The organism is Serratia sp. TSO36, from assembly GCF_057808395.1.
Map to the genome: position 1 here is coordinate 23,515 of NZ_JBJZOU010000026.1, position 13,035 is coordinate 36,549.

General features: G+C 55.8%; 16 protein-coding genes. 1 reads left to right on the plus strand and 15 read right to left on the minus strand.

Annotated elements, in window-relative coordinates; all coding sequences use genetic code 11:
• Window positions 1-8 precede the first annotated feature (8 nt).
• The 13 genes from rplC to fkpA all read right to left on the minus strand — a co-directional run bounded on the left by rplC (window position 9) and on the right by fkpA (window position 9,778).
• A complete protein-coding gene (rplC, locus tag ACK3CV_RS23145) occupies window positions 9-638 on the minus strand; it encodes a 50S ribosomal protein L3 (RefSeq protein ID WP_015379265.1) in 630 nt (209 codons plus the stop codon).
• A gap of 32 nt (window positions 639-670) precedes the next feature.
• The gene (rpsJ, locus tag ACK3CV_RS23150) at window positions 671-982 is read right to left on the minus strand and encodes a 30S ribosomal protein S10 (RefSeq protein ID WP_001181005.1); all 312 of its coding nucleotides are present in this window, start codon (window positions 980-982) and stop codon (window positions 671-673) included.
• Between the two features lie 379 nt (window positions 983-1,361).
• Window positions 1,362-1,841, minus strand: coding sequence for a bacterioferritin (gene bfr, locus ACK3CV_RS23155; RefSeq protein ID WP_033636255.1), 480 nt, complete (start codon window positions 1,839-1,841; stop codon window positions 1,362-1,364).
• A gap of 73 nt (window positions 1,842-1,914) precedes the next feature.
• Complete coding sequence (bfd, locus tag ACK3CV_RS23160) at window positions 1,915-2,109, minus strand: bacterioferritin-associated ferredoxin (RefSeq protein ID WP_015379266.1); 195 nt, start codon at window positions 2,107-2,109, stop codon at window positions 1,915-1,917.
• Window positions 2,110-2,241: 132 nt separating this feature from the next.
• Window positions 2,242-3,426: an elongation factor Tu gene (gene tuf / locus ACK3CV_RS23165; protein ID WP_015376315.1), complete on the minus strand. Its 1,185-nt coding sequence runs from the start codon at window positions 3,424-3,426 to the stop codon at window positions 2,242-2,244.
• A 70-nt stretch (window positions 3,427-3,496) separates the two neighbouring features.
• Window positions 3,497-5,611, minus strand: coding sequence for an elongation factor G (gene fusA / locus ACK3CV_RS23170; RefSeq protein ID WP_033636256.1), 2,115 nt, complete (start codon window positions 5,609-5,611; stop codon window positions 3,497-3,499).
• 93 nt (window positions 5,612-5,704) lie between these two features.
• Complete coding sequence (rpsG, locus tag ACK3CV_RS23175; protein WP_004956203.1) at window positions 5,705-6,175, minus strand: 30S ribosomal protein S7; 471 nt, start codon at window positions 6,173-6,175, stop codon at window positions 5,705-5,707.
• Window positions 6,176-6,271: 96 nt separating this feature from the next.
• The gene (gene rpsL / locus ACK3CV_RS23180; RefSeq protein ID WP_004930426.1) at window positions 6,272-6,646 is read right to left on the minus strand and encodes a 30S ribosomal protein S12; all 375 of its coding nucleotides are present in this window, start codon (window positions 6,644-6,646) and stop codon (window positions 6,272-6,274) included.
• Window positions 6,647-6,789: 143 nt separating this feature from the next.
• Complete coding sequence (tusB, locus tag ACK3CV_RS23185; protein WP_033636257.1) at window positions 6,790-7,077, minus strand: sulfurtransferase complex subunit TusB; 288 nt, start codon at window positions 7,075-7,077, stop codon at window positions 6,790-6,792.
• 9 nt (window positions 7,078-7,086) lie between these two features.
• Window positions 7,087-7,446, minus strand: a complete 360-nt coding sequence (tusC, locus tag ACK3CV_RS23190; RefSeq protein ID WP_033636258.1) for a sulfurtransferase complex subunit TusC — start codon at window positions 7,444-7,446, stop codon at window positions 7,087-7,089.
• Between the two features lie 7 nt (window positions 7,447-7,453).
• Complete coding sequence (gene tusD, locus ACK3CV_RS23195; protein ID WP_033636259.1) at window positions 7,454-7,843, minus strand: sulfurtransferase complex subunit TusD; 390 nt, start codon at window positions 7,841-7,843, stop codon at window positions 7,454-7,456.
• Window positions 7,843-8,565, minus strand: a complete 723-nt coding sequence (locus ACK3CV_RS23200; protein ID WP_004930418.1) for a helix-turn-helix transcriptional regulator — start codon at window positions 8,563-8,565, stop codon at window positions 7,843-7,845. The genes tusD and ACK3CV_RS23200 overlap by 1 nt, the downstream gene beginning before the upstream one ends.
• A 373-nt stretch (window positions 8,566-8,938) precedes the next feature.
• A complete protein-coding gene (gene fkpA, locus ACK3CV_RS23205; protein ID WP_016930330.1) occupies window positions 8,939-9,778 on the minus strand; it encodes an FKBP-type peptidyl-prolyl cis-trans isomerase in 840 nt (279 codons plus the stop codon).
• Between the two features lie 356 nt (window positions 9,779-10,134).
• Here fkpA and ACK3CV_RS23210 point away from each other — a divergent pair, with 356 nt between their 5' ends.
• Window positions 10,135-10,362: a SlyX family protein gene (locus ACK3CV_RS23210; RefSeq protein ID WP_004930414.1), complete on the plus strand. Its 228-nt coding sequence runs from the start codon at window positions 10,135-10,137 to the stop codon at window positions 10,360-10,362.
• A gap of 15 nt (window positions 10,363-10,377) precedes the next feature.
• Here the strand turns inward: ACK3CV_RS23210 and ACK3CV_RS23215 are convergent, their stop codons facing one another.
• A complete protein-coding gene (locus tag ACK3CV_RS23215) occupies window positions 10,378-11,550 on the minus strand; it encodes a MalY/PatB family protein (protein ID WP_164141707.1) in 1,173 nt (390 codons plus the stop codon).
• A 1-nt stretch (window position 11,551) separates the two neighbouring features.
• Entirely contained in the window at window positions 11,552-12,991 is a 1,440-nt protein-coding gene (nhaC, locus tag ACK3CV_RS23220; protein ID WP_164141709.1) for a Na+/H+ antiporter NhaC, read from the minus strand.
• Window positions 12,992-13,035 lie beyond the last annotated feature (44 nt).

The following is a 13,035-nucleotide window of genomic DNA, read 5'->3' on the forward strand; positions in this document are numbered from 1 at the left end:
CTATCCCCTTACGCCTTCACAGCTGGTTTAACGATCAGGTTGCCACCGGTTGCGCCCGGTACAGCACCCTTAACCAGCAGCAGGTTGCGCTCAGCGTCAACACGTACTACGTCCAGGCTCTGAACGGTTACGCGCTCATCACCCAGGTGGCCAGCCATTTTCTTGCCTTTGAACACTTTGCCCGGAGTCTGGTTCTGACCGATAGAACCCGGAACGCGGTGAGACAAGGAGTTACCGTGGGTAGCGTCTTGGGTACGGAAGTTCCAGCGCTTAACAGTGCCAGCAAAACCTTTACCTTTAGAAGTACCGGTAACATCGACTTTTTTAACGTCAGCGAAGATTTCTACGCTAATTTCCTGACCTGCAGCGAATTCTTGACCTTCTTCAAGGCGGAATTCCCACAGACCACGGCCAGCTTCAACGCCAGCTTTAGCGAAATGGCCCGCTTCCGGCTTGGTTACACGGTTAGCTTTTTTGCTACCGGTGGTAACCTGAACGGCACGGTAACCGTCGGTGTCCAGGCTTTTAACCTGAGTCACGCGGTTCGCTTCAATTTCAATTACGGTTACTGGGATAGAAACGCCATCTTCAGTGAAGATACGGGTCATACCCACTTTTTTACCGACTAAACCAATCATTGTTTCAACCTCTCAATCGCTCAATGACCTGATTAACCCAGGCTGATCTGCACGTCTACACCGGCAGCCAGATCCAGACGCATCAGAGCATCAACGGTTTTCTCGGTTGGCTCAACGATGTCAACCAGACGCTTGTGAGTGCGAATCTCGTACTGATCGCGCGCGTCTTTGTTGACGTGCGGAGAAATCAGAACGGTAAAGCGCTCTTTGCGAGTTGGCAGCGGGATCGGACCACGGACTTGCGCACCAGTGCGCTTTGCAGTCTCGACGATTTCCGCGGTTGATTGATCGATCAGACGATGATCAAACGCTTTCAGGCGGATACGGATTCTTTGGTTCTGCATGAGACCAGAGCTCCAATTATTTATAAACGTAAATAATTACTCCTCACACCCATTTCGATTGATGGGGGAGTGTAATCGTCAACATATAACCCCCATATCGGGAGTATTGTTCGAGAGGCAAAAAAGGCCTGCCAATCGACTGATTCGCTAAAATCAGGCTTACCAAGATTAGGTAAGCCCGCGCATTATACGCAAAATGGCCGAGGAAGCAAGCCGCAGTTGGAAATATGCTCAGGAAATCGTCATTTTTGCGCGCTCAGATGCAGTCGCGAGATGAAGGCGGCAAACAGGGTATGAATTATGCTTGGTAGGGACGCTCCCCTGCCCCGCCGTAAAAACGGTTGCCGGCAGGAGAAACGATGACGAACAGAAGGCAGGTTTACTCTTTGCGCTCTAGAACCTGAGCCTGGGCATAGTTTTGAATACCGAGGCGAGCGATCAGATCCAGCTCGGTTTCCAGCCAGTCGATATGCTCTTCTTCATCGGCCAGGATGTCGATCATTAAATCGCGGCTGACGTAATCGTGGATCGAGTCGGCATAGGCGATACCTTCGCGCAGGTTTTTGGCACCCGCCAGCTCCAGCGCCAAATCGGAACGCAGCATCTCTTCAATGTCTTCGCCGATGTTCAGCTTGCCGAGATCTTGCAGGTTCGGGATCCCTTCCAGGAACAGGATACGCTCGATGTAGCGATCGGCATGTTTCATTTCGTCGATCGACTCGTGGTACTCCTTGTCGTTGAGGCGCATTAACCCCCAATTCTTGAACATGCGCGCGTGCAGGAAATATTGATTGATGGCAACCAGCTCGTTACCGAGCAGCTTGTTGAGGTGAGCAATGATCTTTTTATCGCCTTTCATAGGTAATTCCTCCTGGCCAGTTCTAAAAGTGTAGAACCTGTAAGCCAAGAGTCAAAAATAACCTTACCCTTTGTTAGGCAACTTCATGCATTGGGATGATAGTTCCGCGTTCCTCCACCATAATCTGTCTTGCCTGACGAATGCACTTTCCACAATCGGTACCAATCGGCACAAGTTCACGCAGCTGCTTCATGGTATGGGGATTGTGCTGACGCACCGCATTACGGATCGCTTTGTCAGTCACCGCATTACACAGACATACATACATAGAGAGACTCACTTCTTAAACAATGCACTGAGTCTAAATGGGAATGGTTTTTATTTCAATTAAGATTTAAACAAATTGCATAAAAAAAGGGCACCGAAGTGCCCTTTTTTGTGTCGAAAAAATTATTCGCGATTAAGCGATAACTTTAGCAACAACACCTGCGCCAACGGTACGGCCGCCTTCACGGATTGCGAAACGCAGACCGTCGTCCATCGCGATTGGGTGAATCAGGGTTACAACCATGTTCACGTTGTCGCCTGGCATTACCATCTCTACGCCTTCTGGCAGTTCGATGGTACCGGTCACGTCAGTTGTACGGAAGTAGAACTGTGGACGGTAGCCTTTGAAGAATGGAGTGTGACGACCACCTTCATCTTTGCTCAGGATGTACACTTCAGATTCGAACTGGGTGTGTGGCTTGATAGAGCCTGGCTTCGCCAGTACCTGACCACGTTCGATTTCTTCACGCTTGATACCACGCAGCAGAACACCTACGTTCTCACCAGCACGGCCTTCGTCCAGCAGTTTGCGGAACATTTCAACGCCAGTACAGGTAGACTTAACGGTGTCTTTGATACCAACGATTTCAACTTCTTCGCCAACTTTGATGATACCGCGCTCAACACGACCGGTAACAACGGTACCACGACCGGAGATGGAGAATACGTCTTCGATTGGCAGCAGGAACGGCTTGTCGATAGCACGCTCTGGCTCTGGGATGTAGCTGTCCAGTGCTTCAGCCAGTTCGATGATTTTCGCTTCCCACTCAGCTTCGCCTTCCAGCGCTTTCAGCGCGGAACCGCGGATTACTGGCAGGTCGTCGCCTGGGAAGTCGTAAGCGGACAGCAGTTCGCGAACTTCCATTTCTACCAGTTCCAGCAGCTCTTCATCATCAACCATGTCGCATTTGTTCATGAATACGATGATGAAAGGAACGCCAACCTGACGACCCAGCAGGATGTGCTCACGGGTCTGAGGCATTGGGCCGTCAGTCGCAGCAACTACCAGGATCGCGCCGTCCATCTGCGCAGCACCGGTGATCATGTTTTTCACGTAGTCGGCGTGCCCTGGGCAGTCAACGTGCGCGTAGTGACGAGTCGGGGTGTCATACTCAACGTGAGAGGTGTTGATGGTGATACCACGAGCTTTTTCTTCTGGCGCGTTATCGATCTGGTCGAAAGCACGTGCAGAACCGCCGTAGGTTTTAGCCAGAACGGTGGTGATCGCTGCAGTCAGGGTAGTTTTACCGTGGTCAACGTGGCCGATAGTACCAACGTTAACGTGCGGTTTTGTACGTTCAAATTTTTCTTTAGACACGGCTATATTCCTTACTATAGCGCTCTCCCCTTCTGGAGAGAGCACGGGACTTTGGTTTTAACCCTGCGGCTTATTTGCCACGGGCTTCGATTACGGCCTGAGCGACGTTGTTCGGTGCATCATCATACTTCAGGAATTCCATGGTGTATGATGCGCGACCTTTAGTCAGAGAACGCAGCTGAGTTGCGTAGCCGAACATTTCGGACAACGGTACTTCAGCGTGGATCTTAACGCCAGTCACTTCAGATTCCTGACCGCGCAGCATGCCGCGACGACGGCTCAAGTCACCGATAACGTCACCGGTGTTCTCTTCTGGAGTCTCAACTTCAACCTTCATGATAGGCTCAAGCAGAACTGGTTTCGCTTTCTTAAAGCCTTCTTTAAAGGCGATAGACGCGGCCAGTTTAAACGCCAGTTCAGAGGAGTCAACGTCGTGGTAAGAACCGAAGTGCAGACGAATACCCATGTCTACTACCGGGTAACCAGCCAACGGACCAGACTTCAGCTGCTCCTGGATGCCTTTATCAACGGCAGGGATGTATTCGCCAGGAATTACACCACCTTTGATGTCGTTGATGAACTCGTAACCTTTCGGGTTAGAGCCCGGCTCCAGTGGGTACATGTCGATCACAACGTGACCGTACTGACCGCGACCACCAGACTGCTTGGCGTGCTTACCTTCAACATCGGTAATCTTCGCGCGAATCGCTTCGCGGTAAGCTACCTGAGGTTTGCCCACGTTAGCTTCAACGTTGAATTCACGCTTCATGCGGTCAACGATGATGTCGAGGTGCAGTTCACCCATACCGGCGATGATGGTCTGGTTAGACTCTTCGTCAGTCCATACGCGGAATGACGGGTCTTCTTTAGCCAGACGGCCCAGAGCCAGACCCATTTTTTCCTGGTCAGCTTTGGTTTTCGGTTCAACGGCGATAGAGATTACCGGCTCAGGGAATTCCATACGCTCCAGGATGATTGGAGAGTCTGGATCACACAGGGTGTCCCCGGTGGTCACGTCTTTCAGACCGATCGCAGCGGCGATGTCGCCTGCGCGAACTTCTTTGATCTCTTCACGCTTGTTGGCGTGCATCTGAACGATACGGCCGAAACGCTCGCGCGCAGACTTAACGGAGTTCAGCACGGTGTCGCCGGAGTTAACAACGCCGGAGTACACGCGGAAGAAGGTCAAGTTACCTACGAACGGGTCGGTAGCGATTTTGAACGCCAGAGCAGAGAACGGCTCGTCATCACTTGCGTGACGCTCAGCCGGAGTGTCTTTACCGTCGTCCAGGATACCGTTGATCGCAGGAACGTCAGTTGGTGCCGGCAGGTATTCGATTACCGCATCCAGCATCGCCTGCACGCCCTTGTTCTTGAACGCAGAACCGCAGGTAACCAGGATGATTTCGTTGTTCAGTACGCGCTGACGCAGAGCAGTTTTGATTTCTTCCTCGGTCAGCTCTTCGCCGCCCAAGTATTTTTCCATCAGCTCTTCGGAAGCTTCCGCAGCGGACTCGATCAGGTTCTGGCGCCATTCTTCAGCCAGATCCATCATGTCAGCCGGGACGTCTTCGTATTCGAAGGTTACGCCTGCGTCTTCTTCGTTCCAGTTGATCGCCTTCATTTTCACCAGGTCGATAACGCCGGTGAATTTGTCTTCTGCGCCGATAGCCAGCTGCAGAGGAACAGGGTTGGCGCCCAGACGAGATTTGATCTGGCCTACAACTTTCAGGAAGTTAGCGCCCATACGGTCCATTTTGTTAACGAACGCGATACGTGGCACTTTGTATTTGTTAGCCTGACGCCATACGGTTTCAGACTGTGGCTGAACACCACCAACAGCACAGTAAACCATTACCGCGCCATCCAGCACACGCATGGAACGTTCTACTTCGATGGTGAAGTCAACGTGCCCTGGGGTGTCGATGATGTTTACGCGATGCGGTTCGAACTGCTTGGCCATACCAGACCAGAAGGCAGTAGTCGCTGCAGAAGTGATGGTAATACCACGCTCCTGCTCCTGTTCCATCCAGTCCATGGTGGCAGCGCCGTCATGAACTTCACCGATTTTGTGGTTTACACCGGTGTAGAACAGAATACGTTCGGTAGTGGTGGTTTTACCGGCGTCGATGTGAGCACTGATACCGATGTTGCGGTAGCGTGCAATGGGTGTTGTACGAGCCATTTGATTCCTCTATTCCTAGGGCGTTCAAGTTCAGTTAACCCAAGCGGGCCGATTTGACGCGCCCGCTTGGTTAGCATGACTACAGCCGGGTGATTACCAGCGGTAGTGGGCGAACGCCTTGTTGGCTTCGGCCATACGGTGAACGTCTTCACGCTTCTTAACAGCAGAACCTTTGTTCTCTGCTGCGTCAGACAGCTCGTTCGCCAGGCGCAGAGCCATGGATTTATCACCGCGTTTACGTGCAGCATCAACGATCCAACGCATTGCCAGAGCATTACGACGAACCGGGCGGACTTCAACTGGTACCTGATAAGTAGAACCGCCAACGCGACGCGACTTAACTTCTACAGTCGGGCGAACGTTGTCGAGAGCGACTTCGAAAGCTTCCAGGTGATCTTTACCAGAACGCTGAGCCAGGGTCTCCAGCGCGGTATAGACGATTGCTTCTGCAGTAGATTTTTTACCGTCTACCATCAGGATATTTACAAATTTGGCCAGCAGCTCAGATCCGAACTTAGGATCTGGCAGGATTTTACGTTGGCCGATTACGCGACGACGTGGCATGGAAATACTCCGTTGTTAATTCAGGATTGTCCAAAACTCTACGAGTTTATTTTGACATTAAAGTTAAAACGTTTGGCCTTACTTAACGGAGAACCATTAAGCCTTTGGCTTCTTCACGCCGTACTTGGAACGAGCTTGCTTACGGTCTTTAACACCGGAGCAGTCAAGTGCACCACGGACGGTGTGGTAACGCACACCTGGCAGGTCTTTTACACGACCGCCACGGATCAGGATTACGGAGTGTTCCTGCAGGTTGTGGCCTTCGCCACCGATGTAGGAAGTCACTTCGAAACCGTTGGTCAAACGCACACGGCAAACTTTACGCAGTGCGGAGTTTGGTTTTTTCGGGGTAGTGGTGTATACGCGGGTGCATACGCCACGTTTCTGCGGGCAGGCTTCCAGCGCTGGAACGTTGCTTTTAGCAGCCTTCACAGAGCGTGGTTTGCGAACCAGCTGGTTAATTGTTGCCATTAAAAAAGCTCCTGGTTTTTGCTTCGTACTAGCTTCGTAAACATGTGATAAATCCCCTCGTATGCACTATTGGCAAAGTACGAGGACGCAGAATTTTAGGGCTGACCAGTATGGGTGTCAAGAAATATACAACATCACTCTCATTACCAGGCCATTTGGCTGCGGTGTTGTTCGGTTAATTCAACGAAGTGATTATAGCCGACGACAGTGATTTTGTGCGAAAAATGACCAACCAATCCCCGAGCTTCCAGGTCGTCCTGCAGCGCATAAAGGGATATGGGGGCGGCGAGCAGCGATTCAAGATGGGCGCTGCCGGCAAGGCCTGCAAGCACGCCGTCCTGCAGCAGCAGCAGCGCGTCACCCTCCGCCGTCAGGCGCAGCAGCGCAGGCAAGTCACATTGGTTTGGCGAGTGGCTCAGGGTATACAGCATCAGAGGATCCTAAAACGTCATCACGGCGTCGTAGCCGGCCAGTTCGCGGCGCAGTTCGTCCGGCGCCAGCACCTCGGCATCCAGCACCCAATCGGTCACCTGGCTCAGCCCACGCTCCTGCAGCGAAGCCTGGCACAGATAGCACCGCTCCACGTCATACAGCGGCAGCACGCCGAAGGTGGCGATGTAATTGCGCGCCAAAATCTTTTCCGGTTGCTGGCCCGGCAACAGCTGCAATACGCCGTCGCCGACAAAAAACACCCCCAAATCTTCACTGAGCGCTGACGTGGCGAGCAGCGCATCCAGCCCTTCCCTGCCGCCGGCGCCGCCGTGCGGCCCGTGGGTGAAAACAAAAGCGACTCGTTTCATCATATCCTCAGAACTGCACCAGACGGTCGCAACTCAGCGACGCTTCGGCCAGGGAACCCAGCCCGCTCAGGGTAAAGCCGGGCTGCAGGTTGGCGCTTGCCAGCCCCTGTTGCGCCGCCTCCTGTTCGTCGGTGACCCCACGGCGCAACGCGGCGGCTACGCAGACGTTGAGCGCTACGCCGTGTTGCTGCGCCAGTTGCGTCCAGCCGCGCACCAGGTCGAACTCGTCGCTGGCAGGCGCGGTCAGCTGGTTGGCGTTCAGCACGCCCTCACGGTAGAAAAAGACGCTGGAAAGCCGGTGCCCTTTCGCCAACAAAGCCTGAGCGAACTGATAGGCGCTGCTGGCCTGCTGCGTGCCGTAAGCCGGGCCGGTGACCAATAGGCAATAATCGAGCATCAACGGTCGCTTCCCAACAGATCGCCGCTCTTGAACTGGCGGATGTACAGATACACGGTGTGTTTGGAGATGTTCAGGCGATCCGCCACCTGGTTGATCGCATCCTTGATGTCGAAGATGCCTTTCTCATAGAGGTTGAGCACCACCTGGCGATTCTTGGCGTTATTGGACACCGAGCGGTCGGCGTTCACCTCTTCGATGGTGAACTCGAGCGTCTGCGCCACCAGATCGTCGACGGAAGACGCAAAATTCACCGACGACGGCACGTCCTGCGTGGCCGGCGGCATAAAGGTCTGCATGATCTGCGAGAACGGTACGTCGAGGTTCATGTTGATGCACAGCAAGCCGATCACCCGCTGCTCGCGATTGCGAATGGCGATGGTCACCGACTTCATCAACACGCCGCTCTTGGCGCGGGTAAAGTAGGCTTTCGACACGCTGCTGTCGTCGCCGGCCATGTCGTGCAGCATGCGCAGCGCCAGATCGGTGATCGGCGAGCCGATTTTACGCCCGGTATGTTCACCGTTGGCGATGCGTACCGCTGAGCTGTTCAGGTCTTCCAGCGCGTGCAGTACGATCTCGCAGTGGCCGCCGATCAACATCGCCAGCCCGTCGACCACCGCTTCATAGGATTTCAGGATTTCATGATCCGTTTGAGTAAACGGACGTTCATTCAGCAAATCAAGTTCGCTGGCTTCGCTGGATAAAAGCGAATTCGACATCGAAGATACCACCCTCATAGATCGCCTGTGCCAGGGGGCGCAGCTAAAACCGCTCGAACCGGATCGCTGCCGTCGTCGGCACGCTGCAGCGCGGCCGGCTGAGAGCGCCATCAAACGGCACGATGACATCCGCGGGCGAGGCGGCCGGGAACAATTTTAGGTACACGCCCTAAGGGGCAGACGCATGACTGATAAGTCAGAATTATTAGTCTAGCAAAGCGGCCGGAGCAAAGTCCTTGCGTTTGCGCGTGGTATTGACGTTAAGCCCGATGCCCGGCAGGCGTCAAGCGTTCAATGGAGAGAGAGGCGGCGGGGGCCGAAATGAAAACCGCCGCGGAGGGCATCCGCGGCGGGGGCAAACAAAGCGGCGATGTTATTTCGCTTTGGCGTCGGCTTTCGCGTCCGCCGGTTTTTCGGCTTTAGCGTCGGCTTTCGGCGCCGCTTTCACGTCCAGCAGCTCAACGTCGAAGACCAGCGTGGAGTTAGCCGGGATGCCCGGAACGCCGGTTTTGCCGTAGGCCAGCGCCGGTGGGATCACCAGCTTGATTTTGCCGCCTTTCTTGATGTGCTTCAGGCCTTCGGTCCAGCCTGGGATCACGCCGTCCAGACGGAACGACAGCGGCTCGCCGCGGGTGTAGGAGTTATCGAACTCGGTACCGTCGGTCAGGGTGCCTTTGTAGTTCACCACCACGGTGTCGCTGTCTTTCGGCGCTTCACCCGCGCCCGGCTTCTCTACCTGGTACAGCAGGCCGGATTCGGTTTTCTTCACGCCTTTTTCTTTAGCGAAGCTATCGCGGTACTTGGCGCCTTTGGTTTCGTTGTCCTTGGCGTCCTGCTCCATCTTCGCCTGAGCGGAAGCCTTCACGCGCGCTTCGAAGCCCTGCAGGGTCTTCTCGATGTCGGCGTCGTTCAGCTTGCTCTTGTTGGCGAACGCGTCCTGAACGCCGGCAATCAGCTGATCTTTGTCCAGCTTGATGCCCAGCTTCTCTTGCTCTTTCAGAGAGTTGTCCATGTAACGGCCGAGAGAGGCGCCCAGTGCGTAGGCCGCTTGCTCGTCGTCGTTTTTGAACTTGCCGGTGCTCGGTGCTGCTGCCGCGTCCGCTGGTTTAGCGGCTTCTGCCGGTTTGGCGGCATCGGCTGCCATGACCTGGGTCGCATTCAGAGCAAAAGCCATGGTGGTTGCCAGAAGCGTGACTTTAAACAAAGATTTCATCCATTTCTCCAGTGTCTGAAGCAATGCCCCAAACAATCATTAGGTAAGATAACCGGGCTACTATAGCTGCCTGAAACAAAACAAAACAGTCGCACAGGTAACCAATCGAGTCAAAGTGTGACTCCCGCTTTGCCAAGAAGTTTCCCCCTGCGTGCTACTCCCATGATAAATCAGATTTTTCTTGCGGAATATTCGGCCAGGCTCGCAAAAAACGGCAGATCGAGCGTGCAACTTTTCAGCACTTTACACTGTCGATCGCAACGTTGCGCGCCGTCTGGAGAAATAGCGCGAGCAAACCCGGCGCCAGCTGTTACCATAGCGCCGAATCAGGATTTTATCGCGTCAGAGGTAGCCTCATGCACAACGCCGACATTCAACGCCTGCTACAGCGGCTTGAAGAACTGGAAAGCCGTCAGGCCTTCCAAGAGCTCACCATCGAAGAGCTCAACCAGACCGTCATCCAGCATCAAATGGAAATGCTGAAGATGCGCGAACACCTGCGCATGTTGACCGACAAGCTGCGCTCGACCCAAACCTCAATGATCGCCTCGCAATCGGAAGAAACCCCTCCGCCGCACTATTGAGGGCTCGCCATGCGGTTATTTCAGGCGTGCCAACCCTTCGACGGCACGCTCGAGATACCGGCGCGGGCACCCCAGGTTGATACGGATAAAACCGCGCCCCTGCGGGCCGAAACCGCTGCCCATCGACGGCGCCAGCTTCGCCACCGCCACCAGCGCCTGCTGCAAGTCTGTATCGCTCAAACCCAGCGAGCGGCAATCCAGCCAGGCGAGATAGGTCCCTTCAGCCTGGGTCATCGCGCACCAGGGCACGGCGGCCGCCAGCGCTTGCTCAAACCAACGCCGATTCTCCGCCAGGTAGTCGAGCAGCTCATCAAGCCAGGCAGCGCCCCGTTGATAGGCCGCGGTCGCCGCCGTCATCGACAGCGCGTTGAATACATCCAGCCCGTGGGCGTTCAGCCGATCGGCAAACGCCTGCCGAAGCCGGGCGTTGGGGATCAGGAAATTCGAAATACGCAGCGAGGAGAGGCCGAACGTTTTGCTGGCGGACGTCGCCGCAATCACCCGCTCGCGATATTCCTCGCCCAGATGCAACACCGACGTAAACGTCTCGCCGGGCAGCAGCAGATCGGCCCAAATTTCATCGGAGATCACCGTGACGTCATAGGCGTGGCAGAGCGCCATGAGCCGCTCCAGTTCATCGCGGCGCCAGCAACGGCCGGTTGGATTGTGCGGGTTGCACAGCAACAACAGCGGCGGTTTACGCTGCGCCAGGCAGGCGGCCAGCTGGTCGAAATCGATCCGGTATCCCTGCGGGGTTTCCCGCAGCGGGTTTTCAATCACCTCTCTGCCGTTCATGGTGACTATCTTGGCGAACGAGCCATAATACGGCCCTTGCACCACCACCCCGTCCCCCGGCTTGCTGAGCAGTTGGATCAGCATCGCCAGCCCCGGCACCACCCCTTCAATCGACGTGAACCACTCGCGCCGCAGCGGCAAGCCGTGCCGCTTGGCAAACCAGTCGATCGCCGCCTCATAGTAAGCGTCGTCGCGTTCGCTGTAGCCAAAGACGCCGTGGTTCACCCGCTGATGCAGCGCCTGCTGCACCTCTGGTGGGCACGGAAAGTCGAAATCGGACACCCACATCGGCAACAGTTCGCTGCCGTCCAGTTGCAGATAGCGGTCGATGAAGTCCCACTTCACGGAGCCGGTGTTGTGGCGATCGATGATGGCGTTGAAATGACTCGTCATGTCAGGCTTCCTTACGCTGCAAGTCGTTCTGAGGTTGGAGTTTGGCGATACCGAAGCCGGTGAACCCATAAATCAGGGCGAACACCACCGCGGCATAACATTGGATCGCCCACGGCAGCAGATCGAGGGTGCTGACCCCCAGCGTGGTGGCCATGTAAATGCCGGCGGCCGTCCACGGGATCAGCGGTTCGATGACGGTGCCCGCATCTTCGACGGTGCGCGACAGATTTTTGTTGTCCAGCCCCATGCGTCGATAGGCCCCTTTGAATAGCTCCGCCGGGATCAGCAGCGCCAGCTTGCCGTCGCTGGTCGCGCCGGTCACCATGATAGTGGTGGCAACGGTGGCGGCGATCAGCTGGCCGGTGGTGTGCACCACTTTCAGCAGCCGGCTGATGATCACCGTCAGCGCGCCGGTCAGCGTCAGAGCGCCGGCGAAGGAAAAGGCGCAGAACACCAGCAGGATCGTACTCATCATCGAGAACATGCCACCGCGGTTCAGCAGGCGCGGCACATCGGCGACGATACCCTCGACGTTGTGGCCCTGAGCGGCAAACATCGACAGATTGAAACCGTCCATCAACGCATTCAGCCCCTGCTGCAGGCTAAAGCCCTGCAGCGCGACGCCGATGGCGATCGCCAGCGCGCAGGCGGCCAGCATGACGGGGATCACCGGCCGTTTGGTCACCGCGCCCCACAGCACCAGCACCGGCGGCAGGATCAGCAGCAGATTGAAGTGGTACAGCCCCTCGAGCGCGCCGACGATTTCGGTCACTTTTTCCGGCGTTGCCACGCTGCCCACCGCACCGGTGTGGCCGGCGATCAGGTACACCACGGCGGCCAGGATGAAGCTCGGCAGCGTCGTGTACATCAGATGCTGGATATGGCTGTAGAGATCGGTATCCGCGACGATGGCCGCGAAGTTGGTCGAATCGGACAACGGCGAAATTTTGTCGCCGAAGTAAGCGCCGGACACCACCGCCCCGGCCGCGGCGGCCAGCGGCACGTCCAGACCGGCGGCCACGCCCATCAGCGCCACGCCCACGGTGCCGGCCGCTCCCCAGGAAGTGCCGGTGCACACCGAGATCACGCTGGTGATGAAGAATGCGGCGATCAGAATGTATTGCGGGCTGATCAGCTTCAGCCCCCAGTACACCATGTAAGGGATTGTGCCGCTGATCATCCAGGTGCCGATCAGGCCACCCACGCAGATCAGGATCAGGATAACCGGCATCGCCTTCGCCAGCTTGGCCACGATGGCCTCGATGATGTCGTCCCAGCGGTAGCCTTGCCACCAGGCCAACGCGGCGGCGATGGCGGCGGAAACCAGCAGCAGCGGTTCAATGCGCAGGCCAAACTGACCATAGCCGATGATGAGCAGCAACAGCATGGCCACAATCGGCAGCGTCGCCAACCCAAGGTTGAGCGTTTTCTTATTATCCATATACGGCTCCTGTTGAAGATGGGGTACTGCAACAGCGTAATGGC

Excerpts from the sequence above, each read along its gene's own strand:
- rpsG (WP_004956203.1), bottom strand. The coding sequence starts at position 6,175 with ATGCCACGTCGTCGCGTAATCGGCCAACGTAAAATCCTGCCAGATCCT.
- rpsJ (WP_001181005.1), bottom strand. The coding sequence starts at position 982 with ATGCAGAACCAAAGAATCCGTATCCGCCTGAAAGCGTTTGATCATCGT.
- ACK3CV_RS23215 (WP_164141707.1), bottom strand. The coding sequence starts at position 11,550 with ATGACGAGTCATTTCAACGCCATCATCGATCGCCACAACACCGGCTCC.
- bfd (WP_015379266.1), bottom strand. The coding sequence starts at position 2,109 with ATGTATGTATGTCTGTGTAATGCGGTGACTGACAAAGCGATCCGTAAT.
- tusB (WP_033636257.1), bottom strand. The coding sequence starts at position 7,077 with ATGCTGTATACCCTGAGCCACTCGCCAAACCAATGTGACTTGCCTGCG.
- rpsL (WP_004930426.1), bottom strand. The coding sequence starts at position 6,646 with ATGGCAACAATTAACCAGCTGGTTCGCAAACCACGCTCTGTGAAGGCT.
- ACK3CV_RS23200 (WP_004930418.1), bottom strand. The coding sequence starts at position 8,565 with ATGTCGAATTCGCTTTTATCCAGCGAAGCCAGCGAACTTGATTTGCTG.
- fusA (WP_033636256.1), bottom strand. The coding sequence starts at position 5,611 with ATGGCTCGTACAACACCCATTGCACGCTACCGCAACATCGGTATCAGT.
- tusD (WP_033636259.1), bottom strand. The coding sequence starts at position 7,843 with ATGCTCGATTATTGCCTATTGGTCACCGGCCCGGCTTACGGCACGCAG.
- tusC (WP_033636258.1), bottom strand. The coding sequence starts at position 7,446 with ATGAAACGAGTCGCTTTTGTTTTCACCCACGGGCCGCACGGCGGCGCC.
- nhaC (WP_164141709.1), bottom strand. The coding sequence starts at position 12,991 with ATGGATAATAAGAAAACGCTCAACCTTGGGTTGGCGACGCTGCCGATT.
- bfr (WP_033636255.1), bottom strand. The coding sequence starts at position 1,841 with ATGAAAGGCGATAAAAAGATCATTGCTCACCTCAACAAGCTGCTCGGT.
- ACK3CV_RS23210 (WP_004930414.1), top strand. The coding sequence starts at position 10,135 with ATGCACAACGCCGACATTCAACGCCTGCTACAGCGGCTTGAAGAACTG.
- rplC (WP_015379265.1), bottom strand. The coding sequence starts at position 638 with ATGATTGGTTTAGTCGGTAAAAAAGTGGGTATGACCCGTATCTTCACT.
- fkpA (WP_016930330.1), bottom strand. The coding sequence starts at position 9,778 with ATGAAATCTTTGTTTAAAGTCACGCTTCTGGCAACCACCATGGCTTTT.